The following is a 23559-nucleotide window of genomic DNA, read 5'->3' as shown; positions in this document are numbered from 1 at the left end:
CTATGGATCCCTTGCACCTCCGTTCCGCCGGCACCAGCCTGGTGATCAGCTTCGACAGCGGAGAGGCCGAAGTCATCCACTGGGGCGCCGAGCTGGGCGCAGACCTGCCGGACCTGGCCATCCTCACGGCTGCGGTGCCGCCCTCGTCGATCGACGTCCGCGTTCCCGCGGGCCTCCTCCCCCAGGCTTCCTCGGCCTGGCGCGGGCGCCCGGCCCTGCGTGGCCACAGGATCACGGACAGCGGCGCCGGCCGGGACTTCTCCTCCCGCCTCCGCGTCACCTCCGTCAGCACCGAAGGATCCTGCGCCACCATCGTGCAGGCCGACGGCGACACGGGCCTGAGCGTCGCCACGTCCCTTGCGCTTCATGCGGGCGGCCTGCTGGAACTGCGCCACACCATCACCAATGAGGGAACCACGCCTTTCCAGGTGGACGAGCTGGCGACCGTCCTGCCCGTGGCACCGGACGCCGTCGAACTCCTTGACCTGACCGGGCGCTGGTGCCGCGAGCGGCATCCCCAGCGCCGCCCCATCCAGCAGGGCACCTGGGTTCGCACCGGCCGGCACGGCCGCACCGGCCACGATTCCTCCCTGCTGTTCGCCGCCGGCACCAAGGGCTTCGGCAACCGGCACGGCAGGGTGTGGGCCACCCACCTGGCCTGGAGCGGCAACCATGAACAGTTCGCCGACACCATCGGCGACGGCCGGACCATGATCGGCGGTTCCGAGCTGCTGGGTCCCGCCGAAGTCATCCTTGAACCAGGTGCCCGCTACACCACCCCCGCTTTGTTCGCCGCCTACTCCGACCACGGCCTGGACGGCATTACCGAAGCGTTCTACAGCTGGTTCCGCTCCCGTCCCCACCATGTCCTGCCCGCCGCGTCCACCGGCCTGCCCGCCGGCAAGCCGCGGCCCGTCGTCCTCAACGTCTGGGAGGCCGTCTACTTCAACCACAACCTGGACATCCTGACCGAACTGGCGGAATCGGCCGCCGACCTCGGCGTGGAGCGCTTCGTGCTCGACGACGGCTGGTTCCGCGGCCGCCGGGACGACCATGCAGGCCTGGGCGACTGGTACGTGGACGAAACCCTGTGGCCCAACGGCCTGGCCCCCCTCATCGACGCCGTCACCTCCCGCGGCATGGAGTTTGGGCTGTGGGTTGAACCGGAGATGGTCAACCTTGACTCGGACATCGCGCGCGCCCACCCTGACTGGATCGTGGGCCCGTCGGCGAAGGCACACAAGGACGGCGGCCGGCTGCCCCTGGAGTGGCGCAACCAGCACGTCATCGACCTGGTGAACCCGGACGCGTGGCAGTACATCTACGACCGGATCGACGGGCTCCTGTCCGGCAACAACATCAGCTACCTGAAGTGGGACCAGAACCGCGACCTCGTGGAACACGGCCACGCCGGCGCCCCTTCCGTCCACGCGCAGACCCTCGCCGCGTACCGGTTGTTCGACGAGCTCCGCAAGGCACACCCCGGCGTGGAGATTGAAAGCTGCTCCTCCGGCGGCGCGCGCGTGGACCTGGGCATCCTGGAGCGGACCGACCGGATCTGGGCCTCGGACTGCAACGATGCGCTGGAACGGCAGACCATCCAACGCTGGACCGGCGCGGTGGTCCCGCCCGAGCTGGTGGGCAGCCACATCGGCCCCACCACGTCGCACACCACCGCCCGCACGCACGACCTGTCCTTCCGGGCCATCACCGCCCTGTTCGGCCACTTTGGCATGGAATGGGACGTCCGGAGCGTCCAGGGCAAGGAGCGCGACGAACTTCGGCGCATCGTGGGCCTGTACAAGGAACACCGGGACCTGATCCACAGCGGCCGCCGGGTCCACGCGGACGTCGCCGATGATGCCTTCCTGCTGCACGGCGTGGTGGCGGACGGGTCCATCGCGGACAGCACGACGGCGGCCCTGTTCGCCGTTGTGGGCACGCGCACCTCTGCCGCGGAGCAGCCCGGACGCATGGGCCTCCCCGGCCTGGAGCCGGAGCGGAATTACCGGATTGAGGTCCTCGCCCCCGTCCAGGAGGACGCCGACTACGCGCACACCTTCACCCAGGCGCAACCGCCGGCGTGGCTTGCCGGTGGAGCCGTTGCCAACGGCCGTTTCCTCGCGGAGGTAGGGCTGCCGATGCCGGTGCTGAACCCCGAGCATGCCCTGCTGCTGAAGGCGACGGCCCTCTAAACAGCCATCGGACCCCCTGCCCGCCGCGCATCCGGACGTAAGAATGCGCGGCGGGCAGGGCCAACCGATAGATTTGCAGGCATGACTGAAGCCTCCTCCACCGTCGAAGCCGGCCGCGGCACCATCCTGGTCATCAATGGCCCCAACCTGAACCTGCTGGGTACGCGGGAGCCGGAGAAGTACGGCACCTCCACCCTTGCCGATGTGGAGCGGCTGGCCGCTTCCGCCGGAGAGCGGCACGGTTTCGCAGTGGAGTGCGTCCAGTCCAACCACGAAGGCGTCCTGCTGGACACCATCCACGCCGCCCGGGGCACCGCGGTGGGCATTGTCCTGAACGCCGGCGCCTTCACGCACACGTCCGTCGCTCTTCGTGACGCCCTGGCCGCGGTGCAGGTGCCCGCCGTCGAGGTGCACATCACCAACGTGCACCAGCGCGAGGAATTCCGGCACCACTCCTACCTGTCGCCGGTCTGCGCGGCGGTGATCGTTGGTGCCGGGGTGTTCGGCTACAAACTTGCCATCGACTACCTGGCCGAGGTCCTGTAGCCGGGAGCCGCTACTTCTGGATGCACTGCCCGGAGGAGACGGGTGTGGACAATGCGGGCGCCTGCTCCGCGACCGGGTCAAGATCGTTCATGGTGATGGCGAACCCCACCTCGGCGTCAGAGGTTGCCTTGGCAAAGACCACCCCGGCCACCTGGCCGTCAGTTGTCAGCAGCGGGCCGCCCGAGTTTCCCGGCTGCACGTCCCCGGCAAGGCGGTAGATGTCCTCCGGGGACGGGTTGTTCCCGTAGATGTCCGGGACCAGGACCGTGGCAATGTCCTGCACGGTGGCGGGCTTGGACTGGAAAGGCCCGCCGTGCGGGTACCCGGCGAACGCGGCCTGGCTGCCGCCGGGCAGGTCGCGGCTCAGCGGCAGCGGCCGGGACGGCAGGTTGTCCACCGCCAGGACCGCCAGATCCCGCTTGGTGTCGAAGTAGACCACGCGGCCGGGCATCGCACCGCCGTCGGGCATCTCCACTACCGGCTGCGACACGCCCGCAACGACATGGGCGTTGGTCACCACGCGGTCCGGGGAAACCACGAAGCCGCTGCCGGTCTGGTTCTGGCCGCATTCGTAGGCAGTGCCGGCGATCCTCAGGACGGACTGCGCCGCTTTGTTCAGCGCCGGAGTGTTGGTGCTGGTGTTGGGCACCTGGACCGCCTGGCCCTGGTCCAGCCCTTCGATCAACGTGGGAATGCCGTTGCCGATCACGGTGGACCGCAGCTGCGCCATGGTGGCCTTGACGGGGGTGGGGGTGAGCCCGTCGATGAAGCGGATCACCTTGGACTCGGCCAGCTGCTGGGACACAAAAGGCACGCCCAGGGAGCTGACGCTGAACGCCAGCATGGACATGACCAGCGCGGAGACCACCAGGTTCAGCGCCCCGCCCACCAGCCGGTCCACCGCCCGCAAGGGACGGATCCGCACCACGCCGCGCAGTTGCCGCCCGGCCATGGTGCCCAGGCCATGTCCCACGGCCATCAGCACGACGGCGGCAGCGATGATGGCGGTAAGCCTCCACCCGGAGTCCTCGACAAAGGTGCTGACGAGGGGGACGGCAAAGAATGCGGCGATGGCACCGGCAGCAAACCCGGCGAGGCCGCCGACAGTGACCAGGAACCCGTTGCGGAGGCCATAGATCAGGTATGACAGCAGCGCCAGGATCAGGACGATGTCCAGGACAGTCAGGCCGACCACAAAGGCTCCTTATTTACAGTTGAACCCCCATTCTAGTGGCGGACGCTGACAATCTTCTGTGGCGTGCACCGCCCTCCGGCAGACCTGCATTCGGTTGCCCGCAGGCGTTTCGGCTGCCAAGTTCGTCACAGAACGTTGAAAATTCTGAAACAATGGCACAAGCGCCACAGCCGATACTTTTACTCAGGAGATTTCATGGACATCGAGGTACTGCGCCGAGCACCCCTTTTCGCCACGCTCGACGACGACGCATTCCGGCTGCTGACGGACGAGCTCACCGAGGTGGACCTGTCCCGCGGCGCTTCGGTGTTCCGCGAAGGTGACCAGGGTGACCAGCTGTACTTCATCGTCTCCGGCAAGGTAAAGCTTGGCCGCACCTCGCCCGACGGCCGTGAATCGCTTCTGGCCATCCTCGGCCCGGGCGAGCTCTTTGGTGAGATGGCGCTGTTCGACCCCAGCCCCCGCACCGCCACCGCCACCGCGGTCTCCGAAACCCGGCTGGCCGGGCTGAAGAACGAGAGCCTGAACGCCCTGCTGCGCACCCGCCCGGAGGTTTCGGCCCAGCTGCTGCAGGCCCTGGCCCGCCGCCTGCGCCGCACCAACGACTCCCTCTCGGACCTTGTGTTCTCCGACGTCCCCGGCCGCGTGGCAAAGGCGCTGCTGGACCTGGCGGACCGCTTCGGCCGGCCGGCTACCGACGGCGTCCTGGTGGCCCACGAGCTCACGCAGGAAGAACTGGCGCAGCTGGTGGGCGCCTCCCGCGAAACGGTCAACAAGGCCCTGGCCGAGTTCGTCCAGCGCGGCTGGCTGCGCCTCGAAGCCCGCGCGGTGGTCATCCTGGACATGCAGCGCCTCCGCCAGCGCTCCCGCTAGGACAAACAAAAACCAGAACCAAGAAATACCAGGCCCAACAAAAACCAGGCCCAACAAAAACCAGGCCCAACAGGAAATGAACTGCTCCCCGGAAGTTGGACTGAGAAATTCAGTTCCGACTTCCGGGGAGCAGTTTTATGCATGCACGTAGTTCGTTGTCTGAGGTTCAGCGTGAGGCCGCTGTAGCGTGGTTTGAGAAGGGCATCGCGGATAGTGCGGCGGCGACGTTGCTAGGGGTGTCCCGCCCGCCGATAAGGGTTCTCTATCGGCGGTGGAAGATCCATGGTCGAGGAGCGCTGGTGGCCAAGCCGACGAAACAGGTGTACTCGTTCGAATTCAAGCTCGCGCTGGTTGAACGGTTTATCGCCGGTGAGACTGCCCCGGATCTCGCGGCGGAGGTGGGTTTGTCCTCGCCCACGCTACTGAAGACGTGGGCCCGGGCGTATCGCCGCGAGGGCCCGGACGCATTACGTCCCAAGTCCAAGGGCAGGCCTAAGGCACCTGATGCCCCGCAGCCGGCCGAGGTATCGGAACTGGAGCGGTTACGGCGGGAGAACGAACGGTTGCGGGCGGAAGTGGCTTACCTGGGAAAATTGCGGGCCTTGAGGGCGCAGGAACGACGGTGAAGGTCCAAGCCCTCATCGCTCTCAAGGCTGACTTCCCGCTTCCGGTCCTGCTGCAGGCAGCATCTCTTGCCAGATCGACGTTCTTCTATCATCAGGCACGCATCCAAGGCCCTGATCCGCAGGAGTCCATCAAGGCCGCTGTCAGGGAAATTTTCGAGAAGAACCATGGCCGGTACGGGCACCGGCGGGTCCACACCGAGATGGTCAAGCAAGGGTGGACGGTCGCGAAAAAGACCGTTCTGAAGCTCATGCGGTCCCTGAATCTGGTGTGCAAGGTCCGGCGGAAGAAGCGTTATAACTCCTACCAGGGCGGGCAGGGCCGGGTTGCTCCGAACGTGTTGAACCGGGAGTTCGAGGCTGATGCCCCGAACCGGAAGTGGGTAACGGATGTGACGGAGTTCAGCGTCGGCGACCGTAAGCTCTACCTTTCGCCGGTTATGGATCTTTTCGACCGGCAGATCATCTCCTACTCGATCAGCCCGTCTCCGAATCTGGAGCTCACCAATAATTCGCTGCGCCAGGCCCTTGCCTGCCTTGAGGATAACCAGCAACCACTCGTGCATTCGGACCAGGGCTTCCAGTACCAGCACGTCTCGTGGCGAAAACTCTTACAGGAAGCCGGCGCGAGCCAGTCGATGTCACGCAAGGGCAACTGCTACGACAACGCCGTGATGGAAAACTTCTTCGGCCACCTTAAGGAAGAGCTCTTCCACCACGTGCGATACCTCAGCACCGACGCCTTGGCAGGGGCACTGCACGAATACATCCGCTGGTACAACACCGAAAGAATCTCGACAAAGCTCAAGGGCCTGAGCCCGGTGCAATACCGGACCCAGACCCTCGCGGCTTAGGCTCTTATTTAGTCAGTCCAACTTCCGGGGAGCAGTTCATCTCTGGGACGGAGCCTTTTCTGCGTAGGACTCATGTACCGGCGAACCTACCCGGGGTACATGCAAGCTGGCTGACATTATCGGCCCGCCCTGGGTTCAAGGCGATCCATCACGGATCCCCTCGCATCAGAGCGACCACATCCGGAATGATAATTCCGGTGGCTAATGCCGCGGGTAGGAATGCCAGCCATTCAACCTGAGGTATCAGCCGTGATACCAGGACGCTGCCCACGATTCCTGCGATGAAAACGAATGCGATCCGCACGCTCACTTGCCGCTTGGTCTCGCGCTTTTTGCCGTTGGCGCTCATGCCGTGATCCTACCGGCGCCCAAGCGCCTATCTTCGGTCAGTACTAAAGAAGCTGTGCCGGCTAACTGATGGGCTAAGCCGCGAGGGCCTGAGCCCGGTACTGCATTGGACTCAGGCCGTTGAGCTTGGTGGAGATTCTTTCGGTGTTGTACCAGCGGATGTACTCATGCAGGGCCGGTGTTAGCGCTTCGGTGTTCAGGAAGCGGACGCGGTGGAAGAGTTCTTCTTTGAGGTGTCCAAAGAAGTTTTCCATCACGGCATTGTCGTAGCAGTTGGCTTTGCGGGACATCGATTGGACTGCGCCGGCGTCCGCCAAGAGTGTGCGCCAGGAGCTGTGCTGATATTGGAACCCCTGGTCTGAGTGCACAAGGGGTTGCTGGCCGTTCTCGAGCGTGGCCAGGGCGCCGCGCAGCGATGCATTGGCCAGCTCCAGGTTGGGCGACGTGCCAATCGCGTAGGAGATGATTTGCCGGTCAAAAAGATCCATGATCGGTGAGAGGTAGAGCTTCCGGTCACCCACGCTGAACTCGGTCACATCGGTCACCCACTTCTGATTCGGTGCATCCGCTTCGAACTGGCGTTTCAGCAGGTTCGGGGCCACAACGCCTTGTTCGCCCTGGTAGGAGTTGTAGCGCTTCCTGCTTCGGACCTTGCAGACCAGCCGCAGGGATCGCATCAGCTTCAGGACGGTCTTCTTCGCGACCGTCCACCCTTGTTTGAGCAGTTCGATGTGGATCCGGCGGTGCCCGTACCGGCCGTGGTTCTTCTTGAAAATCTCTGTAATAGCGGCCTTCAGGGAAGCCCGCGGATCGGGGCCTTGGAGGCGGGACTGGTGGTAGAAGAACGTGGACCGTGGTAACCCGGCCACGTCCAGGAGAACTTCCAACCTGTGTTGAGCCTTGAGAGCGATGACAGCGCGAACCTTTAGCGCTGTTCCCCGTCCCTCAAGGCGTTTACTTTTCCCAGGAAGGCAACCTCTGCACGCAGGCGTTCGTTCTCACGCCGCAGCCGCTGCAGCTCCGGTTCCTGCTTCGGCGGGGTATCAGGGTTCTTCCTTGCGCGGCCTCTAGGCTTCGGACGGAGGCCTTCCTCGCCCTGAGCCCGGTACTGCATCGCCCACACGGCTATCAGATGTGGCGAGGACAGTTCGAACTCTTTGGCCAGGGCGACCCTGGTCTCGCCGGAGATGTATCGCTGCACGGCGCTGAGCTTGAGCTCGAATGGATACACGCGGTTGCCTGGTTTGGTCACAAGAGCAGTATCTCCACGAACACGCCATCTGTCGTGCAACCGGAGGACTGCCTTTCGACCCACCCCCAGCTTGGTTGCTACAGCTCTGGAGCCCCACCCGATCCTAAACAGCGCGACAGCGGCTTCGCGCTGTTCCTCAGACAATGAACTGTTCTTAAACATGAAACTGCTCCCCGTAAGTCAGAACTGAATCTTCAGTCCAACTTTCGGGGAGCAGTTCACTCGGGGCGGCCTTTCCTGTGCCTGACCTTTTGTGCCTGACCATTTGTGCCTGACCTTTTGTGCCTGGAACGTGGGTCAGTTCTTCGCCACGTCCAGTTCCACCACAGCCCACGACAGGGCGGGAAGTCCCAGCCGGAGCTCAGATCCGGTTGCCTTGGCTCCCTCAAGCGGCTTCAGGCCCACCCGGTCGGGTTTTTCCTGGTTGTTGATGGTGAAGCGGTCGCCGCCTTCCGGGATCTCGAGCACCTCCGCCCTGACCACCCGCCGTGCGTCGAAGCCCCGCAGGCTGACCTCCACGTCCGCGGCCTCTTCCAGGCCGCGGTTGGCCAGGAACAGGGCCACGCGGCCGGTTTCCTCGTTCCAGGTGGCGCTGACATCCACCAGGTCCGTGTCACCAAACCGGCTGTTGGCGTACTGGTCCGAGTCCACGGACAACCGCAGGATCTGGCCCTTGGCCAGCTCTGCCATCCGGGCGAACGGGTGGAAGATGGTCTGGCGCCAGGCCGGGCCGTTCTCCTCGCTGAAGATCGGGGCGATGACGTTGACCAGCTGCGCCTGGTTGGCGATTTTGACGCGGTCGCCGTGGCGGAGCAGCGAGTTCAGCAGGGTTCCCACCACCACGGCATCCGTCACGTTGTACTTGTCCTCGATAAGCCGGGGGTGCTCGCGCCAGCCGGCCTTGGCGACGTTGCGCAGCTGGTCCTCGGTGTCCCGGCCGCGCTGGTACCAGACATTCCATTCGTCGAAGGAAAGGTTGATGTGTTTCTTGTGCTTTCCCTTCGCCCGGACGGCGTCGGCGGTTGCGATGACTGACTCGATGAAATAGTCGGTGTCGACTGCGCTGGCGAGGAAGCTGCCCACGTCGCCGTCGTGCTCCTGGTAGTAGGCGTGGAGGGAGACGTAGTCCACCTCGTCGTAGGCATGGGTCAGGACAGTCTGCTCCCAGGCGCCGAAGGTGGGCATGCCGGAGTTGGAACTTCCGCAGGCCACCAGTTCAATGTCCGGGTCCACGAAACGCATGGCCTTGGCGGCTTCCTGGGCCAGACGGCCGTATTCCTCTGCGGTCTTGTGGCCGATCTGCCACGGCCCGTCCATCTCGTTGCCCAGGCACCAGAGCTTGATGTTGAACGGATCCTTGTGGCCGTTCTTCGCGCGGAGGTCGGACCAGTAGCTGCCGCCGGGGTGGTTGGCGTACTCGACGATCTCGCGGGCCGCGTCCACTCCCCCGGTGCCCAGGTTGATGGCTTCCATGATTTCCGTGCCGGCCTGGCGGGACCAGTCCACGAATTCGTGGAGGCCGAACGCATTGGTCTCCACGGTGTGCCAGGCGCCGTCCAGCCGGCGGGGCCGGTTTTCGCGGGGGCCGATGCCGTCTTCCCAGTTGTAGCCGGAGACGAAGTTGCCGCCCGGGTAGCGGATGACGGTGGCGCCGAGTTCCTTGACGAGTTTGAGGACGTCCTGCCGGAAGCCGTGCTCATCTGCTTCAGGGTGGCCCGGTTCGTAGATGCCGGTGTAGACGCAGCGGCCCATGTGCTCCACGAAGGAGCCAAAGAGGCGTCGGGGGACTTCGCCGATGGTGAAGTCGCGGTCGAGGGTGATCCGTGCGCGGGACATGTGGGACATCTCCTTGGTTGTGGTTGGTTCGCAGGTGTGGGTCTGGATGGGCGGAAGGTGCCGGCTCAGGTTCCGGCGAGGCCCGTCGTCGCGACGCCCTTGATGATCTGGCGCTGGAAGAAAAGGAACACGAGGATGAGCGGCAGCGCCGCGAGCAGGGCGGACGCCATGTTCTGCGCGTACTGGATGCCGTAGGCGCTCTTGATGGTTTGCAGGCCCACCGGGAGGGTGAGCAGCGAGGCGTCGTTGGTGGCGATGAACGGCCACAGGAAGTTGTTCCATGCGCCGATGAACACAAAGATGGCGACGGCGGCCAGGATGGGCCGGGACAACGGCAGGATGATCTGGGTGAAGATCCTCATGCGGCTGGCACCGTCCATCACCGCGGCTTCCTCAAGTTCGCGGGGAATCTGGTCGAAGAACTTCTTGAGTACGAACACCATGGCCGGGTGGATGACCTGGGGCAGGATGATGGCCCATGAGGTGTCCACCATGTGCAGGGCGAGCATCTGGTAGAAGAGCGGAATGATCAGGACCGGCGGCGGGACGATGATGGAGGCGATGATTACCGTCATCAGCACCTTCTTGCCCTTGAAGTCGATCCGGGACAGGGCGTAGGCCACGAGCGCCGAGATCACCAGGGTGATGGCCGTGATGGCGGCCGAAGTATAGAGGGAATTCCACGTCCAAAGCGGGATGTTTCCGTCCTGGAAGACCTTGACGAATGCGTCGGCAGTAAAGCCCGACGGCGGCAGCCAGCTGACCTTCGGAGCTGCGGCATCCGTCTCGCTCTTGAAGGCGGTGGCGGTGGCCCAGGCGAACGGGATCAGCCACAGGACCGCGATGGCCGCGGCCACCACCAGGGTGGCGATCTTGCCCGGGGTCATCGTCTTGCGGGGCTGGCGGGTTTCCTGGCTGGTGTTGGTGCCTGGTCGGGGCCGGCTGATGGTCTGGGTTGCCATGGTTATGCACTCCTGCGGCGGGTGATGACGAACTGCATGACCGAGACGACCACGATCAGTCCGAAGAAGATGTAGGAGATGGCTGCGGAATAGCCCAGCCGGTAGCCGGTGAACCCGGTTTCGAAGATGTACTGCACCACCGGCCTGGTGGACCCTCCGGGCCCGCCGGCGGTCATCTGGTACACCTGGTCGAAGATCTTGAGCGAGGCAAGGACCTGGAGGAGCACGATCATCACGGTGGTGGGGCCCAGTTGCGGCAAGGTGATCGAGAAGAGCTGGCGCCAGGCTCCGGCGCCGTCGAGGGATGCCGCCTCATAGTGCTGCTGCGGGATGTTCTGCATGGCCGCCAGGTACAGCAGGAAGTTGAACCCCACCGTCCACCACAGCGTGGCAATGACGATGGCCCACATGGCCACGTTGGGGTCGTTGAGCCAGGCGACTTTGGGGATGCCGATCCTGGACAGGGAATCGTTGATGAGGCCCAGCTGCGGGTTGTACATCCAGCTGAAGAACAGCGAAACGACGGTGGACGCGAGCAGGTACGGGGCAAAGTAGGACAGGCGCCACAGCCACTGCGCCGGCAGGCCGGCGTTGAGCAGTGCCGCCATCACCAAAGCGACCAGCACCAGCGGGACCGTGCTGATGACGGTGAAGTAGAGGGTGTTGCCGAGCGAACGCCACATGTCGGCATCGGCGAAGGCTTCGGCGTAGTTCGCGAAACCGATCACGCTGTCGTTGGCTCCGGTAAGGGATTTGCCGGTGAGGCTCATATAGATGCCGTAAAGAACCGGCCACACCAGGAAGACGACGAAGAAAGCCAGGAAGGGCGCCGCAAACCCCCAACCGCTGAGGTTGCTCCTGGCGAGGCTCCCGGTCCTGCGCCGGGCTGCTGGTGAAGAACTCATGAAGGACTCCTTTGTCGCTCGGGCGGTTAGACCGGATTTGGCCGGGAAAGAAGGGTGTTGGTGCGCTTTTCGAAGGCGTCCCATCCGGCCGCTGCCTTGTCGCGGCCTAGGAGGACGTTTTGGACGTTTTCGGCAAAGTAGGTCTGCCAGTCGGAACCGGAGCCGCTGAACCAGGCTTCGGGATCGTAGGCAATGACGTCCGCGGCGTTGGCGTAATGCACCTGCGGTGTGAGGGCCTTATACGCCTGGGACTGGACCACGGGCTGGTAGGCGGGGATGTGTCCTGCCTCCGCCCAGGACAGCGATCCTTTGAGGATGTCGCTGACGAACTTGTAGACATCGCGCCGCTTCGTATCGTCCACGTTCAATTGCCGTGGCAGGACGAAGGAATGCGAGTCCGCGTACGCGGCCGGGGTGCCAAAGAGCGTGGGGATCGTTGCAGCGTCCACCGGGAGGCCTGCCTTCTTCATGGTCGGCAGTTCCCAGACGCCGCTGAACAGCATGCCCGAGCCGCCGCGGGCGAATTCCGCGATGCCGGTGCTGATGTCGCCGCTCTTTGCCGCAATGGTGTCGTCGAAAAGCGATGCCATGAATTCCAGCGACTCAATGGCGGCGTCCCGGTCAACCTTCATCGGCTGGCCCGGCGTCAGCGTCATGTCCGCGCCGTGCTGCTTGTAGAGCGTGTAGAACAGCCGCCACATCTGGGATCCGCTGCCGAGGTAGCCAAAGGACAACCCGTGGGCCTGCGTGACCTTCTGCATTTCCTTGGCCATGGCCATGAACCCCTGCGGGGACGTGACCTCCTGCAGCTGCCCGTTACCACCCAGGACGCCGGCCTTGCGGGCAATGTCCGTGTTGTAGAACATGATGAACGGGTGCGAATCCAGGGCGATGGAAAACACCTTGCCGTCCTGCTGGCTCTTCTGCCAGATCCGCGGGGCAAAGTCGGCGCCGGTGACGCCGTGCTCTGCCAGCAGCGAGAGGTCCCAGGGCTCAATCAGGCCGCCCGGGGCGTAGCCCGGGACACGGCTGGCGTGCATGATGGCCAACTCCGGCGGCCGGCCGCCGGCCGAGGCCATGGCGAGCTTGGTGTAGTAGGGCGGGCCCCAGGCAAGGACGGTCGGGTGCACCTTGAACCCGGGGTTGGCTTCGTTCGCCTTGTTGATCATGGCCTGCATCTTGATGCCGTCGCCGCCGGACAACAGATGCCAGAACTGGATGTCCCTGGCGGCCGCTGCGGAGGCATTCCCACCGCACCCTGCCAGGGCCGCCGCAGCAATGACGCTGCCCATTGCTGCGGTTCCCGACAACAGCTGCCGTCTCGACAGCTGCCTGCCTGCGAAAAAATCAAACTGCTTCACCCGTCACTCCTTTGGATGGGTCCGCTGAAAGTCATTCCCGCGCCACAAACCGTTGCTGCCGCATGCTGGGCAGCCATGCCCCGCGGGGCCCCCGGTGTGATGCACGCCTCACATTACATCGATGTAATGGCCGCCGCAATGGAAAATTGTTAGCGTTCGCAAAGTGACCCGCCACTCTCGATTAGGGCTCCCGCGCCAGGATCTCGGTCGGAGGGCAGGAGCCTAGGAGGTACTCTGCCGTTCCACGATCCGGTAATCGATGGCCACTACCTTCTGCGGGCCCTCACGGTCGGCCATGCGCTCGGTCAGGAGGCGCAAGGCCTCCCTGGCCACCTGGCGCTTGTCAAAGGAAACGGTGGTCAGTGACGGCACTGCATACCTGGCGTCGGCGATGTCGTCGAAGCCGGCAACGGCCACCTCGTCGGGCACCCTGATGCCCCGCTTCCACAGCACACTGAGGGCCCCGATGGCCATGGAGTCGGTGAAGCAGAACAAGGCCTCGGGCAGGGGATGCGAGTCAAGGTAGGTGGACAGCGCTTTCGCCGCCGTATCCGGGCTCCACTTTTCGCAGGGGATGATCAGTGACTCATCCCAGCCAATGCCAAGTTCCTCGAGTGCAGCCTGGTACCCACGGGTGCGGAGGACGGCCGCCGCCGAGCCCCTGCCTTCCGCGGCCCCCAGCACGGCAATACGGCGCCTCCCGGTCCTGCCCAGCGCCAGCGTCATGTCCCGTGCGGCGGCAACACTGTCCACCCATACACGGTCAGCCAGTTTCTGCGTCACCTCACCCAGCAGGACCACCGGAGGCAGGGCAACCCCCACCTTCACGGCACTCTCGTCCAAAACCACGGGGTTGAGGATGAGCCCGTCGATGAGGTTGGACCGCGCCCGCGACATCAGCTCGTATTCGCGCGTGGGATCGGACCCCGTCTCCTCGATCTGCACGCTCCACCCCTGCTCGTGGGCCACCTCCACCACGCTGTGTGCGATCTCGGCGGAGTACGGCGTGGCCAGATCGGGCAGGGCCAGGGCGATGACGCCCGACCTTCCGTTGCGCAGTCCCCGGGCAGAGAGGTTGGGAACGTAGTCCAGTTCCGCCATGGCCTGCTCCACCTTGATCCTGGTGGGGCCGCTGACCGGAACAATGCCGTTCATGACGTTCGAGACGGTCTTTGGCGAAACCCCTGCGAGGCGCGCTACGTCCTTGACCGTTGCGCGCAAAGGCGCCCCCTTGCTCCCGGTGTGGCTTTGGTGAAGATTTTACCCGGCTCCGTGGAGCGTCAGCGTTCGCGCTGGTGGTCCCCCGCCACGGTCTTGGCAGCCTCGACTTCGAGCATGAGCCTGCCGTCCTCTTCAACCAGGGTTGGCTGGTAAACGTGGGGCTTGCGCTTGTAGCTCAGGTAGGCAATGCAGCCGTTGGCCGCGGCCATCTTCTCGAGCATGATTTCGGAACCCGGGACCAGCAGTTCGCCCAGCGGGCGGCCCACTGTGTTCTCCTGGCCTGCCTCGTCGCCCAGCGCCGTGGAGTTCCGCTCCTGGATCACCTGCGCGGCGTTGACCCACCTGCCCCACACGCCCTTGCCGTCCAGCAGCGAAGGTTCCTGGCCCAGCGGCACCGTGGCGGCGAAGTAGCGGGTGTCGAAGCGGCGGTGCGCGAAGTCGGGGCTGCGCCAGTTGACGAGGGACTTGAGCAGGTCGGTGCGCAGGGAGAGCCCGCGCTTGCCCAGCACCTGGGCAAGCGTCTTCTCCTGGTCGGCCACCGCCACGCGTGCCCGCATCCACTCGGACGTGGACGTGGCCTCCACCGTGCTGGACATGTCGGGACCGGCCAGGAGCACGCCGGTCTCCTCGAAGAGTTCCCGGATGGCGCCCACCACGTGGCGGCGGGCCAGCCCGACGTCGTCCGTTCCCATCTGCTCGGCCCAATGCTGCGGTGAGGGTCCCAGCCAACCCATGGCGTCGTCGTCGGCCGGGTCAAGGGACCCGCCGGGGAACGCCAGGACGCCCAGCGGCGAGGAGCCGGGCCGGTAACCCAGCCAAGTCTCCAGGCCGGTGGGTGAATCACGCAGGAGGACTACGGATGAGGCGTAGCGCGCGGCCCGGGGGGTGCGCTCGCCGTGTTCGAGCCAGCTTTGCGCCGCCCCTTCAAGGTCTTGGGGAAGTGCAAAAAGGCGTCGTGCGAGGTGCGGCAAGGGAAGTGTCCGGTCTTAGCTGAATTCGGCAATGAGCTCGACCTCTACGGGAGAGTCGAGCGGAAGAACGGCAACGCCGACGGCGGAACGTGCGTGCTGCCCGGCGTCACCGAGGACGCGGCCCAGCAGTTCCGAGGCACCGTTGACGACGGCGGGCTGGCCCGTGAACGAGGGATCCGAAGCGACGAATCCCACCACCTTCACGATCCGGGTGATCCGGTCCAGGTCCCCGATGACGCTCTTGACGGCGGCCAGGGCGTTGACGGCGCAGACCGCTGCGAAGCGCTGCGCGTCCTCCGGGGAAACGGTGGGCTCGTCGGCGTACCCTTCGGTGCCCGCGGACACCTTGCCCGTAGCTTCGAGTTTGCCGTTAATAAACGGCAACTGGCCCGAGGTGTAGACATGGCTTCCGGAGACTACGGCGGGAACGTAGGAGGCCACCGGGGCGGCGACCGCGGGCAGGGTGATGCCGAGTTCCGCGAGGCGCTGCTCGACGGCGGATACGGGCGCCGCTGCGGCGCTGGACTGGGCTTCTGCGGGGGTGCTCATGCTACTGCTTCTCCCTTTTGAGGTAGGCGACAAGGCCGTTGCCGTCAGGTCCGGGGACTACCTGGACGAGCTCCCAGCCGTCCTCTCCCCACTGGTCCAGGATCTGCTTTGTGGCGTGGATAATGAGCGGAATCGTCGCGTACTCCCATTTGGTCATGAAAGAAAGCGTAGCCCTTGCCGGTAAAGTGGAAAACATGGCGACTCGCAAGAACCCCTTATTCGACACTGCCACCACACTGGGTAAGATCCTTCTTTTCCTTGGTGTGAGCGCAATTTGCGGTGTCCTCGTGGCAGGCCTCCTGGTGCCTGCCGCGGCCGTCTCCGGCAGCGCGGCAAGCGGTTCCATCGACTTTTTCGATTCCCTTCCGGCGGAGCTGAAGGTAGATCCCCCCAGCCAGACCACCCGGATCCTGGCTGCCGACGGCAGCGAGATCGCCAGCGTCTATACCGAGAACCGCACCAAGGTTCCGCTGGACCAGATTTCACCGAACATGAAGAACGCCATCCTCGCCGTCGAGGACAGCAGGTTCTATGACCACGGCGGCGTGGACACCACCGGTATCCTCCGCGCGCTGGTCAGCACCATCCGAGGCAACAAGCAGGGTGCCTCCACCATCACGCAGCAGTACGTCAACAACGTTCTCAACGCCAACCTCGCCGCCGCCGGCGAGGAGGACCAGATCAAGCTGAACGGCGTCAACAAGGGTGTTGGTGACAAGCTCCGCGAGATGAAGCTCGCCATCGCCCTGGAGAAGGAGTTCAGCAAGGACCAGATCCTTGAGGGCTACCTGAACATCGTGTTCTTCAACCGTGATGCATATGGCATCGAGGCCGCTTCCAGGTACTTCTTCAGCACCACCGCCAAGGACCTGACGCTCCCCCAGGCAGCGCTGCTGGCCGGCCTGGTGAACAGCCCCTCCGCCTTTGACCCCATCATCAATCCCGAGAAGTCAAAGCAGCGCAGGGACCTGGTGCTGGGACTGATGCTTGACCAGAAGAAGATCACCCAGGCGGAACACGACGCGGCCGTCGCCACTCCGGTGGAGCCCAAGGTGACCCAGCCCAAGCAGGGCTGCGCCTACGCGGCCTCGGCCCCGTACTTCTGCGACTACATCCTGCACCTGCTGGAGAACAACCCTGCCTACGGCGCGGACGTCAAGGAGCGCCAGCGGCTGATCTACGGCGGCGGGCTGACCATCACCACCACACTGGACCCCAAGGCCCAGGCCACGGCCCAGGAGCAGGCCAATGCCGCCGCCGGCGCCAACCCCGACAAGTGGGGCGCCTCCATGGTGTCGGTGCAGCCGGGTACGGGCAAGATCATCTCAATGGCCCAGAACACCACATTCCTGCCCGGCCAGGGCTTCGATTCCCAGCTCAACTTCAACGTGGACAAGCTGGATAAGGACGGCAACGACCTCAACGGCATGGGCGGCGCCCAGCCCGGGTCCACCATGAAGCCGTTCACCTTTGCCGAGTGGCTCAACGAGGGCAAGTCCATGAACACCATGGTCAACGCGGCCCAGCGCGTCTACCCGATCGGCTATCCGTGGCGCAACACCTGCGGCAAGGTCCAGGGTGCCTACAGCACGGCGCAGAAGAACGCGGGCCTGGACGCGGCAGACGACCTCCAGAACGCCGAGCCCCAGTGGTACAAGCCGCTGTCGGTCCTGGAGGGCCTTTACAACTCGATCAACACGGTGACGTTTGCGTCCGCGGCACAGCTGGACTTCTGCGGCATCCAGAAGATCGCCGATGCGGTGGGACTGCACAGCGGCTTGCCCTCAGCGGACGGCAGCGAGCCGAACCCCAAGGTGAACATGATGACGCTGGGCAACCTGCTGGGGTCCACGCAGACCTCTCCGCTGACCATGGCCAGCGCGTTTGCCACCTTCGCTAACGACGGCAAGTACTGCGAGCCCATCGCCATCACCTCGGTGACGGACGCCACCGGCAAGCAGCTCCCGGCACAGTCCAGCAGCTGCCGTGACGCCATCAAACCGGAGGTTGCACGCGGCGTGAACTACGCGCTCCAGGAAGTGCTGAACAGGGGCTCCGGTTCGCTGATCCAGCCCCGGATTTCCACCAAGACCAGCTTCCCCATTGGCGCCAAGACCGGTACGTCCAACAACAACGGCTCCACCTGGGTTGTTGGGCACACCACCGGCCTGGCAACGGCCGCCTGGTTCGGCGACCCGCTGGGAGCACAGGACCGTGCAGGGCAGAACATCACGGTCAACGGCAAGTTCTATAAAGGCATCGATGGTTACATGATCGCCGGTCCCATGTTCTCCAGCTACATGGCGAAGATCGCCCCGGCATACGGCACCAACCCGTTCCCGGCACCGCCGAGCAACATGGTCAACGGAACAACCACTACTTCGCCTGGAAGGACCACCCCGCAGGCCACCCAGGCTCCCGTACCGTCCACGCCGGCAACGCAGGCGCCCGCCACCCAGGCGCCGGCCCCCGCCCCCACCAGCAATGGCAACGGGAATGGAAAGGGCAACGGCTAAGCACGCATGAGCATCGACAGCCTGGCAGGCCGCGCCCGCGCAATCGGGCGCGGCTTTGCCGTCACTGCAGGCGCCGGGGCCGCGGCCGGAATGGCAGCCTTCGGCTACGGCCTGTGGGAGAAGAACCAGTTCGTCCTCCGGGAGGAAACCCTGGCCATCCTCCCTCCCGGCCGCGGTCCGTTCCGCATCCTGCACCTGAGCGACATCCACTTCGTGCCGGGGCAGCGGAAGAAGGCTGATTGGCTAAGGTCCCTGGCGGACCTCAGGCCGGACCTGGTGGTGAACACCGGCGACAACCTCAGCCACGTGAAGGCTGTGGACCCGCTGCTGGATGCCCTGAAACCGCTGCTGCAGTTCCCCGGCGTCTTTGTCCCCGGGTCCAACGACTACTTCGCGCCCAGCCCAAAGAACCCTGCGTCCTACCTGCTGGGGCCGTCCAAGGCGAAGCCCAAGCCGGTTGCCCTCGACTGGCCGCGCCTGCGGTCCGGCTTCGGCATGAGCGGCTGGGTGGACCTGACCAATCGCCACCAGTCATTGGTCCTCAACGGCATGCGCTTCGATTTCTCCGGCGTCGACGACCCGCACCTGAACCGGGAACGGTACGCCGGCTGGCCCCGTGGAACGGTCAGCCAGGATGCCAAGGACCACCTCAGGATCGCGGTCATCCATGCACCGTACCAGCGGGTCCTGGACCACTTCACCGAAAACGGCGCGGACCTCCTGCTGGCCGGCCACACACACGGCGGCCAGCTGTGCATCCCCGGGTATGGCGCCCTCGTGGCCAACTGCGACCTCCCCACTTGGCGGGCGAAGGGCCTCAACGACTGGACAAGCAACGGAAGCACGACGCCGGTCAACGTGTCCGGCGGCATCGGCACCTCACGCTTCGCCCCGGTAAGGATCGCCTGCAAACCCGAGGCCGTCCTGCTGACCCTTACCTCCCCCAACTGAACCGAAAGCATTACGGTCTGCAATAACTGGGCAAGCAGCCGGCCAGCACCGCAAATCCCTGTGAACCGCCTCACGCCAATGGCATAGGGTAGTTGCTAGAGGAAACTACATTCGTTTTAGAGCTTGAGAAGCGGGCATGGCCAAGCAGACTCCATTTTTCCGATCCATCAGCCGTCTTTATCCGCACGTCCGGCCCATCATCCCCAGGCTCCTGCTGGGACTCCTGTGCGCCCTGCTCGCCAGCGTCGTGGCGCTGACCATCCCCCAGGTGCTGCGGGTCCTGGTCAATACCGCGCTGCAGCCAGGGGCCACGCCGGAGGCGGTCTGGGTGTCGGCTGCCGTCATCCTGGTCCTGGGCATCGCTGAAGCCGGACTGGTGGCGCTGCGCCGGCAGTTCGTCATCAACCCCGCCACCACCGTGGAGACCCGCATGCGGGTGTCCCTCTACAACCATCTGCAGGACCTGACCGTCTCCTTCCACGACCGGTGGGGATCCGGCCAATTGCTGTCCCGGGCCATGACGGACCTGAACTTCCTGCGCCGCTGGATGGCTTTTGGCGCCATCATGCTGGTGGTCACCACCCTGACGGTGATCATCGGCGTCGTGGCCATGTTCGCCATGAGCTGGCAGCTGGCCCTGATCTTCCTGGCCGCCGCCGTTCCCATCACCATCAACAGCTTCCGGTTCCGCACCCGGTTCAGCAAGGTGGCGCGGCGAAGCCAGGACCAGGCCGGCGACCTTGCCACCACCGTGGAGGAATCGGTCCACGGCATCCGCGTGCTCAAGGCCTTCGGACGCAGCCGGGAAGCCCTGGAAAACTTCAACGAGCAGGCAGAAGGCCTGCGCCAGACAGAGATCGAGAAGGCACGCCACCAGGCAACGTTCACCATGGTGGTCACCCTGCTTCCTGAACTCGCCCTGGGAGCCGGCCTGGTGGTCGGGGTCATGCTGTGCGCCAGCGGCCAGTTGAGCATCGGCTCCCTGGTGGCGTTCTTCGCCACCGCGGCAGTCATCGCCTCCCCCGTGGAATTCTCCGGCATGCTGCTGGCCATGGCACTCACCGCCAAGACCGCCGTCGACCGCCACTACGAAGTGATGGACACGCAAAACACCATCACCAGTCCCGCCCAGCCCCGCCGGCCGGCTGAGCTGGCCGGGGCACTGCGCTTCAACAACGCAACCTTCGCCTTCGAGGACGCCCCGGACAAGCCCATTCTCAAGGACATCAACCTGGACATCCGGCCCGGCGAAACCATGGCCCTGGTGGGCATCACCGGCAGCGGCAAGAGTGCGCTGATCCAGCTGGTGCCGCGCCTGTACGACGTCACCGGCGGCGCCATCACCATCGACGGCGTCGACATCCGGGACTTCGGCGTGGAGGAGCTGCGCCGGATCGTGGGGGTGGCCTTCGAGGACACCACGCTCTTTTCCAATTCCGTGCGGGACAACGTCCTGCTCGGCGCCCCGGCCCGCACAGAGGAGGTCCTGGACGAGGCCCTCGATGTGGCGCAGGCGCACTTCGCCTATTCCCTGCCCGGGGGTGTGGACACGTTGATCGGCGAGGAAGGCCTGAGCCTGTCCGGCGGCCAGCGGCAACGGATCGCCCTGGCACGTGCCATCGCCGCCCGTCCGCGGATCCTGGTCCTGGACGACCCGCTGTCAGCCCTGGACGTCCACACCGAGGAGCTGGTGGAGGCCCGCCTCCGCGAGGTCCTGAAGGACACCACCACCCTGATCGTGGCCCACCGGCCGTCCACGGTGGCCCTCGCGGACCGGGTGGCCCTGCTGGAAGACGGCCGCATCGCCGCCGTCGGAACGCACACCGAACTGCTGGCCCATAACCAGCACTACCGCTACGTCATCGCCAGCCTGGACCGGGAGCCGCGGGACCTGGACTCTGAACTGTCGGCACTTGAAGACAATGCTGAGGAAGTGTCCCGATGAGCACTGCAACGTTCGGCACCGCAAATGAAGACAATGCCCACCTCAGCAAGAGCGACAGCCGGGCAGTACGACGGCGGTCACTTGCCCTGCTGCGATCGCTGATCCGTCCCGTGCGGGCGCGGTTCTGGCTGACCATCGCCATGGTGGTCCTGTCCCAGGCCGCGCGGGTGGCCGGCCCGGCACTGATCGCGTTCGGGATCGACCATGCCCTTCCCGCCCTCCAGGCCGGCAACAACGCCCCCTTGGTGTTCACCGGCGTCGGCTACCTTCTGGCAGCCATTGCGACGGCGGGACTCACCGCCCTGTACGTCACCTCCACGGCGCGGCTCAGCCAGGCGATGCTGCTGGACCTCAGGGTGCGCGTCTTCCGGCACACGCAGCGGCTCAGCCTGGAGTTCCACGAGAAATACACCTCCGGCAGGATCATCGCCCGGCAGACCTCAGACCTTGAAGCACTGCGCGAACTCCTCGACTCGGGGGTCAGTTCACTGGCTTCGGGAATGCTCTTCATGGCCTTCACCGCCGTCACCATCTTTGCCCTGGACTGGCGGAGCGGTTTGCTGGTGCTGGCCGCCGGCGTGCCGATGTTCTTCCTTTCGCGCTGGTACCAGAAGCACTCGCAGATTGCCTTCAGGGAGTCCCGCGTGGTCTCCGCCCGGCTGATCGTGCATTTCGTGGAGACCATGACCGGCATCCGCGCCGTCAAGGCCTTCCGCAAGGAGAAGGAGAACTCGGAGCGCTACGGGAAACTCGCCGAGGACTACCGCCTGGTCACAGTCCGCTCCATCAACCTCAACGGCATCTTCCAACCGGGACTGGTGCTGATTGGCAACGTCTGCGTTGCCGTGGTCCTGCTCTTCGGCGGATTCCGGGTGCTGGACGGCGGCCTGGCAGTGGGCGTACTCCTGGCCCTCATCCTGTCCACCAAGCGCTTCTTCCAGCCGGTGGACCAGATGGCCATGTTCTACAACTCATTCCAGAGCGCGCAGGCAGCACTGGAGAAGGTGTCCGGACTGCTCGAAGAGGTTCCCACGGTCCGGCCACCCAGGAACCCGGTGGCCCTGCCCAGCGCCACGGGACGCATCGACTTCAACGGCGTCGAGTTCCGCTATGGCGACGGTCCGTTGGTGGTGCCGCGCCTGGACCTGCACATCCCGGCCGGACAGACAGTGGCGCTGGTGGGACAAACGGGCGCTGGAAAATCCACCCTGGCCAAACTCATCGCCCGGTTCTACGACGTCACCTCCGGAACGCTCACCCTGGACGGCGTGGACCTCCGCGACCTGGCCACCACCGACCTCCGCCGGAACATCGTCATGGTCACCCAGGAGGCCTTCCTGTTCAGCGGCTCGGTGGCGGACAACATCGCCCTGGGACGGCCGGAGGCATCACGCGCCGAAATCGAAGAGGCCGCCAAGGCAGTTGGCGCCCACGAATTCATCCTTGAACTTCCCGAGGGCTACGACACCGACGTCAACAAGCGCGGCGGCAGGGTCTCCTCCGGCCAGCGGCAGCTGATCAGCTTTGCCAGGGCGTTCCTGGCGCAGCCGGCCGTGCTGATCCTGGACGAGGCAACCTCCTCACTGGACATCCCGTCCGAACGCCTGGTGCAGGCCGGACTGGCCCGCCTGCTGGCCGGCACGGAAGCCAGACGCCGGACGGCGTTGATCATCGCCCACCGCTTGTCCACGGTGGAGACGGCGGACCGTGTCCTGGTGGTGCACGACGGGCGGATCGTGGAGGACGGCACGCCGGAGGAACTGATCGGCGGCGGCGGACGCTTCGCCGACCTGCATGGGGCGTGGAAGGACTCCCTGGTCTGACCCGCGTCCCGCCCCGGACCGGGCTGGATTTCGCATCGGGACCCGGAATCGGCTATCCTTGTAAAGTTGCTTTTGCAGCGGATCGGGATGTAGCGCAGCTTGGTAGCGCGCTTCGTTCGGGACGAAGAGGTCGCAGGTTCAAATCCTGTCATCCCGACCATAACGAAAAGAGGGTCTCCTTGCGGAGGCCCTCTTTTTTGTCTCGATGTGGTCACGGCCCGGCACCCCGGGGTTAAACGAGTGGCCCCGGAGCTGTTGCTCCGGGGCCACTCCCGCCTCCTGTGTGAGGAAGCTGTTTAAGCGGGATCAGGCCAGTTGCCAACGTACGTTGTGTAGGTAGTATCGGTCTTCTTGTCCTTCTTCACCTTTGCTGAGGCGGGATCAGGCCAGTTACCAACAGCTACCGACACACCCGAATTATCGGCGACGGAACCTGAAGCCAGGACGGCCGGAGCCGCCGCAGAAAAAGCCAGGGCCCCAGCCAGGACGGCCGCGGTTGCGATCTTCTTCAACATATAAGTTCCTCAATACGAGTCGGATTCGTTACAAAGCCAGCACTGTCCTTGTTGACACACATTGTAAAATATTTTCCACAGGGACTGTCAAGCATTCGGCAGCCCAAGTGTCCAGAAG

Annotated in this window: 22 protein-coding genes and 1 tRNA gene; 10 read left to right on the top strand and 13 right to left on the bottom strand. The window is 64.8% G+C overall.

The annotated features are described in order from the left end of the window. Positions 1–2: 2 nt before the first annotated feature. Together AC6JAM_RS12200 and aroQ are read left to right on the top strand one after the other, a co-directional pair. Entirely contained in the window at positions 3–2195 is a 2193-nt protein-coding gene (locus tag AC6JAM_RS12200) for an alpha-galactosidase (protein ID WP_056392573.1), read from the top strand. Between the two features lie 81 nt (positions 2196–2276). Beyond that, complete coding sequence (gene aroQ / locus AC6JAM_RS12195) at positions 2277–2741, top strand: type II 3-dehydroquinate dehydratase (protein ID WP_056392571.1); 465 nt, start codon at positions 2277–2279, stop codon at positions 2739–2741. Positions 2742–2751: 10 nt separating this feature from the next. Here aroQ and AC6JAM_RS12190 read toward each other — a convergent pair whose 3' ends face one another. Beyond that, the gene (locus tag AC6JAM_RS12190; RefSeq protein ID WP_134164154.1) at positions 2752–3936 is read right to left on the bottom strand and encodes a MarP family serine protease; all 1185 of its coding nucleotides are present in this window, start codon (positions 3934–3936) and stop codon (positions 2752–2754) included. A 195-nt stretch (positions 3937–4131) separates the two neighbouring features. Here AC6JAM_RS12190 and AC6JAM_RS12185 point away from each other — a divergent pair, with 195 nt between their 5' ends. The 3 genes from AC6JAM_RS12185 (at position 4132) to AC6JAM_RS12175 (ending at position 6286) form a co-directional block, all read left to right on the top strand. Next, positions 4132–4809, top strand: a complete 678-nt coding sequence (locus tag AC6JAM_RS12185) for a Crp/Fnr family transcriptional regulator (RefSeq protein WP_011775987.1) — start codon at positions 4132–4134, stop codon at positions 4807–4809. A 299-nt stretch (positions 4810–5108) separates the two neighbouring features. After that, entirely contained in the window at positions 5109–5435 is a 327-nt protein-coding gene (locus AC6JAM_RS12180) for a helix-turn-helix domain-containing protein (protein WP_018772270.1), read from the top strand. Further along, complete coding sequence (locus AC6JAM_RS12175; protein ID WP_056388138.1) at positions 5432–6286, top strand: IS3 family transposase; 855 nt, start codon at positions 5432–5434, stop codon at positions 6284–6286. Before AC6JAM_RS12180 ends, AC6JAM_RS12175 begins: the two co-directional genes overlap by 4 nt. A 148-nt stretch (positions 6287–6434) precedes the next feature. Here the strand turns inward: AC6JAM_RS12175 and AC6JAM_RS12170 are convergent, their stop codons facing one another. From AC6JAM_RS12170 to sp36, 11 genes are all read right to left on the bottom strand, one after another. Then, positions 6435–6635, bottom strand: coding sequence for a hypothetical protein (locus AC6JAM_RS12170; RefSeq protein ID WP_018771088.1), 201 nt, complete (start codon positions 6633–6635; stop codon positions 6435–6437). A 73-nt stretch (positions 6636–6708) separates the two neighbouring features. Beyond that, entirely contained in the window at positions 6709–7521 is an 813-nt protein-coding gene (locus AC6JAM_RS12165; protein ID WP_497934750.1) for an IS3 family transposase, read from the bottom strand. 38 nt (positions 7522–7559) lie between these two features. After that, complete coding sequence (locus AC6JAM_RS12160) at positions 7560–8048, bottom strand: helix-turn-helix domain-containing protein (protein ID WP_497934749.1); 489 nt, start codon at positions 8046–8048, stop codon at positions 7560–7562. Positions 8049–8183: 135 nt separating this feature from the next. After that, the gene (arfA, locus tag AC6JAM_RS12155) at positions 8184–9722 is read right to left on the bottom strand and encodes an arabinosylfuranosidase ArfA (RefSeq protein ID WP_497934748.1); all 1539 of its coding nucleotides are present in this window, start codon (positions 9720–9722) and stop codon (positions 8184–8186) included. Positions 9723–9787: 65 nt separating this feature from the next. Then, positions 9788–10684: a carbohydrate ABC transporter permease gene (locus tag AC6JAM_RS12150; RefSeq protein WP_056392567.1), complete on the bottom strand. Its 897-nt coding sequence runs from the start codon at positions 10682–10684 to the stop codon at positions 9788–9790. Positions 10685–10686: 2 nt separating this feature from the next. Then, entirely contained in the window at positions 10687–11589 is a 903-nt protein-coding gene (locus AC6JAM_RS12145; RefSeq protein ID WP_018768978.1) for a carbohydrate ABC transporter permease, read from the bottom strand. A 26-nt stretch (positions 11590–11615) separates the two neighbouring features. Further along, positions 11616–12881 (bottom strand): extracellular solute-binding protein, encoded by a 1266-nt coding sequence (locus AC6JAM_RS12140; protein WP_377204863.1) that lies wholly within the window; start codon positions 12879–12881, stop codon positions 11616–11618. Positions 12882–13172: 291 nt separating this feature from the next. After that, positions 13173–14171 (bottom strand): LacI family DNA-binding transcriptional regulator, encoded by a 999-nt coding sequence (locus tag AC6JAM_RS12135; protein WP_497934747.1) that lies wholly within the window; start codon positions 14169–14171, stop codon positions 13173–13175. A gap of 59 nt (positions 14172–14230) precedes the next feature. After that, a complete protein-coding gene (locus AC6JAM_RS12130) occupies positions 14231–15142 on the bottom strand; it encodes an NUDIX hydrolase (protein WP_018768981.1) in 912 nt (303 codons plus the stop codon). 15 nt (positions 15143–15157) lie between these two features. Beyond that, complete coding sequence (locus AC6JAM_RS12125) at positions 15158–15691, bottom strand: RidA family protein (RefSeq protein WP_056392565.1); 534 nt, start codon at positions 15689–15691, stop codon at positions 15158–15160. A gap of 1 nt (position 15692) precedes the next feature. Next, a complete protein-coding gene (sp36, locus tag AC6JAM_RS12120) occupies positions 15693–15848 on the bottom strand; it encodes a Sp36 family protein (RefSeq protein ID WP_009359196.1) in 156 nt (51 codons plus the stop codon). Between the two features lie 37 nt (positions 15849–15885). Between sp36 and AC6JAM_RS12115 the strand changes: the two genes are divergently transcribed. The 5 genes from AC6JAM_RS12115 to AC6JAM_RS12095 all read left to right on the top strand — a co-directional run bounded on the left by AC6JAM_RS12115 (position 15886) and on the right by AC6JAM_RS12095 (position 23086). Further along, a complete protein-coding gene (locus AC6JAM_RS12115) occupies positions 15886–18207 on the top strand; it encodes a transglycosylase domain-containing protein (protein WP_043424879.1) in 2322 nt (773 codons plus the stop codon). Positions 18208–18213: 6 nt separating this feature from the next. Further along, positions 18214–19158 carry a metallophosphoesterase gene (locus AC6JAM_RS12110; protein ID WP_056392564.1) on the top strand — a complete coding sequence of 315 codons (945 nt, stop codon included), beginning with the start codon at positions 18214–18216 and terminating at the stop codon, positions 19156–19158. Between the two features lie 136 nt (positions 19159–19294). Then, positions 19295–21103: an ABC transporter ATP-binding protein gene (locus AC6JAM_RS12105; protein ID WP_056392563.1), complete on the top strand. Its 1809-nt coding sequence runs from the start codon at positions 19295–19297 to the stop codon at positions 21101–21103. After that, on the top strand, positions 21100–22926 hold the full coding sequence (locus AC6JAM_RS12100) for an ABC transporter ATP-binding protein (protein WP_056392561.1): 1827 nt from the start codon (positions 21100–21102) through the stop codon (positions 22924–22926). The genes AC6JAM_RS12105 and AC6JAM_RS12100 overlap by 4 nt, the downstream gene beginning before the upstream one ends. Positions 22927–23009: 83 nt before the next feature. Next, positions 23010–23086: transfer RNA gene (locus tag AC6JAM_RS12095), tRNA-Pro, on the top strand. Positions 23087–23222: 136 nt separating this feature from the next. Here AC6JAM_RS12095 and AC6JAM_RS12090 read toward each other — a convergent pair. After that, positions 23223–23441, bottom strand: coding sequence for a hypothetical protein (locus AC6JAM_RS12090; RefSeq protein ID WP_018768987.1), 219 nt, complete (start codon positions 23439–23441; stop codon positions 23223–23225). Positions 23442–23559 lie beyond the last annotated feature (118 nt).

The organism is Arthrobacter sp. GmRoot5-12, from assembly GCF_059739365.1.
Note: the sequence above shows the minus strand (reverse complement) of the source record. Positions and strands in the feature narration are given on the sequence as shown.

Coding starts and splice junctions, on each gene's coding strand:
- AC6JAM_RS12100 (WP_056392561.1), top strand. CDS start 21,100: ATGAGCACTGCAACGTTCGGCACCGCAAATGAAGACAATGCCCACCTC.
- AC6JAM_RS12170 (WP_018771088.1), bottom strand. CDS start 6,635: ATGAGCGCCAACGGCAAAAAGCGCGAGACCAAGCGGCAAGTGAGCGTG.
- AC6JAM_RS12115 (WP_043424879.1), top strand. CDS start 15,886: ATGGCGACTCGCAAGAACCCCTTATTCGACACTGCCACCACACTGGGT.
- AC6JAM_RS12125 (WP_056392565.1), bottom strand. CDS start 15,691: ATGAGCACCCCCGCAGAAGCCCAGTCCAGCGCCGCAGCGGCGCCCGTA.
- AC6JAM_RS12090 (WP_018768987.1), bottom strand. CDS start 23,441: ATGTTGAAGAAGATCGCAACCGCGGCCGTCCTGGCTGGGGCCCTGGCT.
- sp36 (WP_009359196.1), bottom strand. CDS start 15,848: ATGACCAAATGGGAGTACGCGACGATTCCGCTCATTATCCACGCCACA.
- AC6JAM_RS12140 (WP_377204863.1), bottom strand. CDS start 12,881: ATGGGCAGCGTCATTGCTGCGGCGGCCCTGGCAGGGTGCGGTGGGAAT.
- AC6JAM_RS12150 (WP_056392567.1), bottom strand. CDS start 10,684: ATGGCAACCCAGACCATCAGCCGGCCCCGACCAGGCACCAACACCAGC.
- AC6JAM_RS12105 (WP_056392563.1), top strand. CDS start 19,295: ATGGCCAAGCAGACTCCATTTTTCCGATCCATCAGCCGTCTTTATCCG.
- arfA (WP_497934748.1), bottom strand. CDS start 9,722: ATGTCCCGCGCACGGATCACCCTCGACCGCGACTTCACCATCGGCGAA.
- AC6JAM_RS12200 (WP_056392573.1), top strand. CDS start 3: ATGGATCCCTTGCACCTCCGTTCCGCCGGCACCAGCCTGGTGATCAGC.
- AC6JAM_RS12145 (WP_018768978.1), bottom strand. CDS start 11,589: ATGAGTTCTTCACCAGCAGCCCGGCGCAGGACCGGGAGCCTCGCCAGG.
- AC6JAM_RS12110 (WP_056392564.1), top strand. CDS start 18,214: ATGAGCATCGACAGCCTGGCAGGCCGCGCCCGCGCAATCGGGCGCGGC.
- AC6JAM_RS12160 (WP_497934749.1), bottom strand. CDS start 8,048: ATGTTTAAGAACAGTTCATTGTCTGAGGAACAGCGCGAAGCCGCTGTC.
- aroQ (WP_056392571.1), top strand. CDS start 2,277: ATGACTGAAGCCTCCTCCACCGTCGAAGCCGGCCGCGGCACCATCCTG.
- AC6JAM_RS12185 (WP_011775987.1), top strand. CDS start 4,132: ATGGACATCGAGGTACTGCGCCGAGCACCCCTTTTCGCCACGCTCGAC.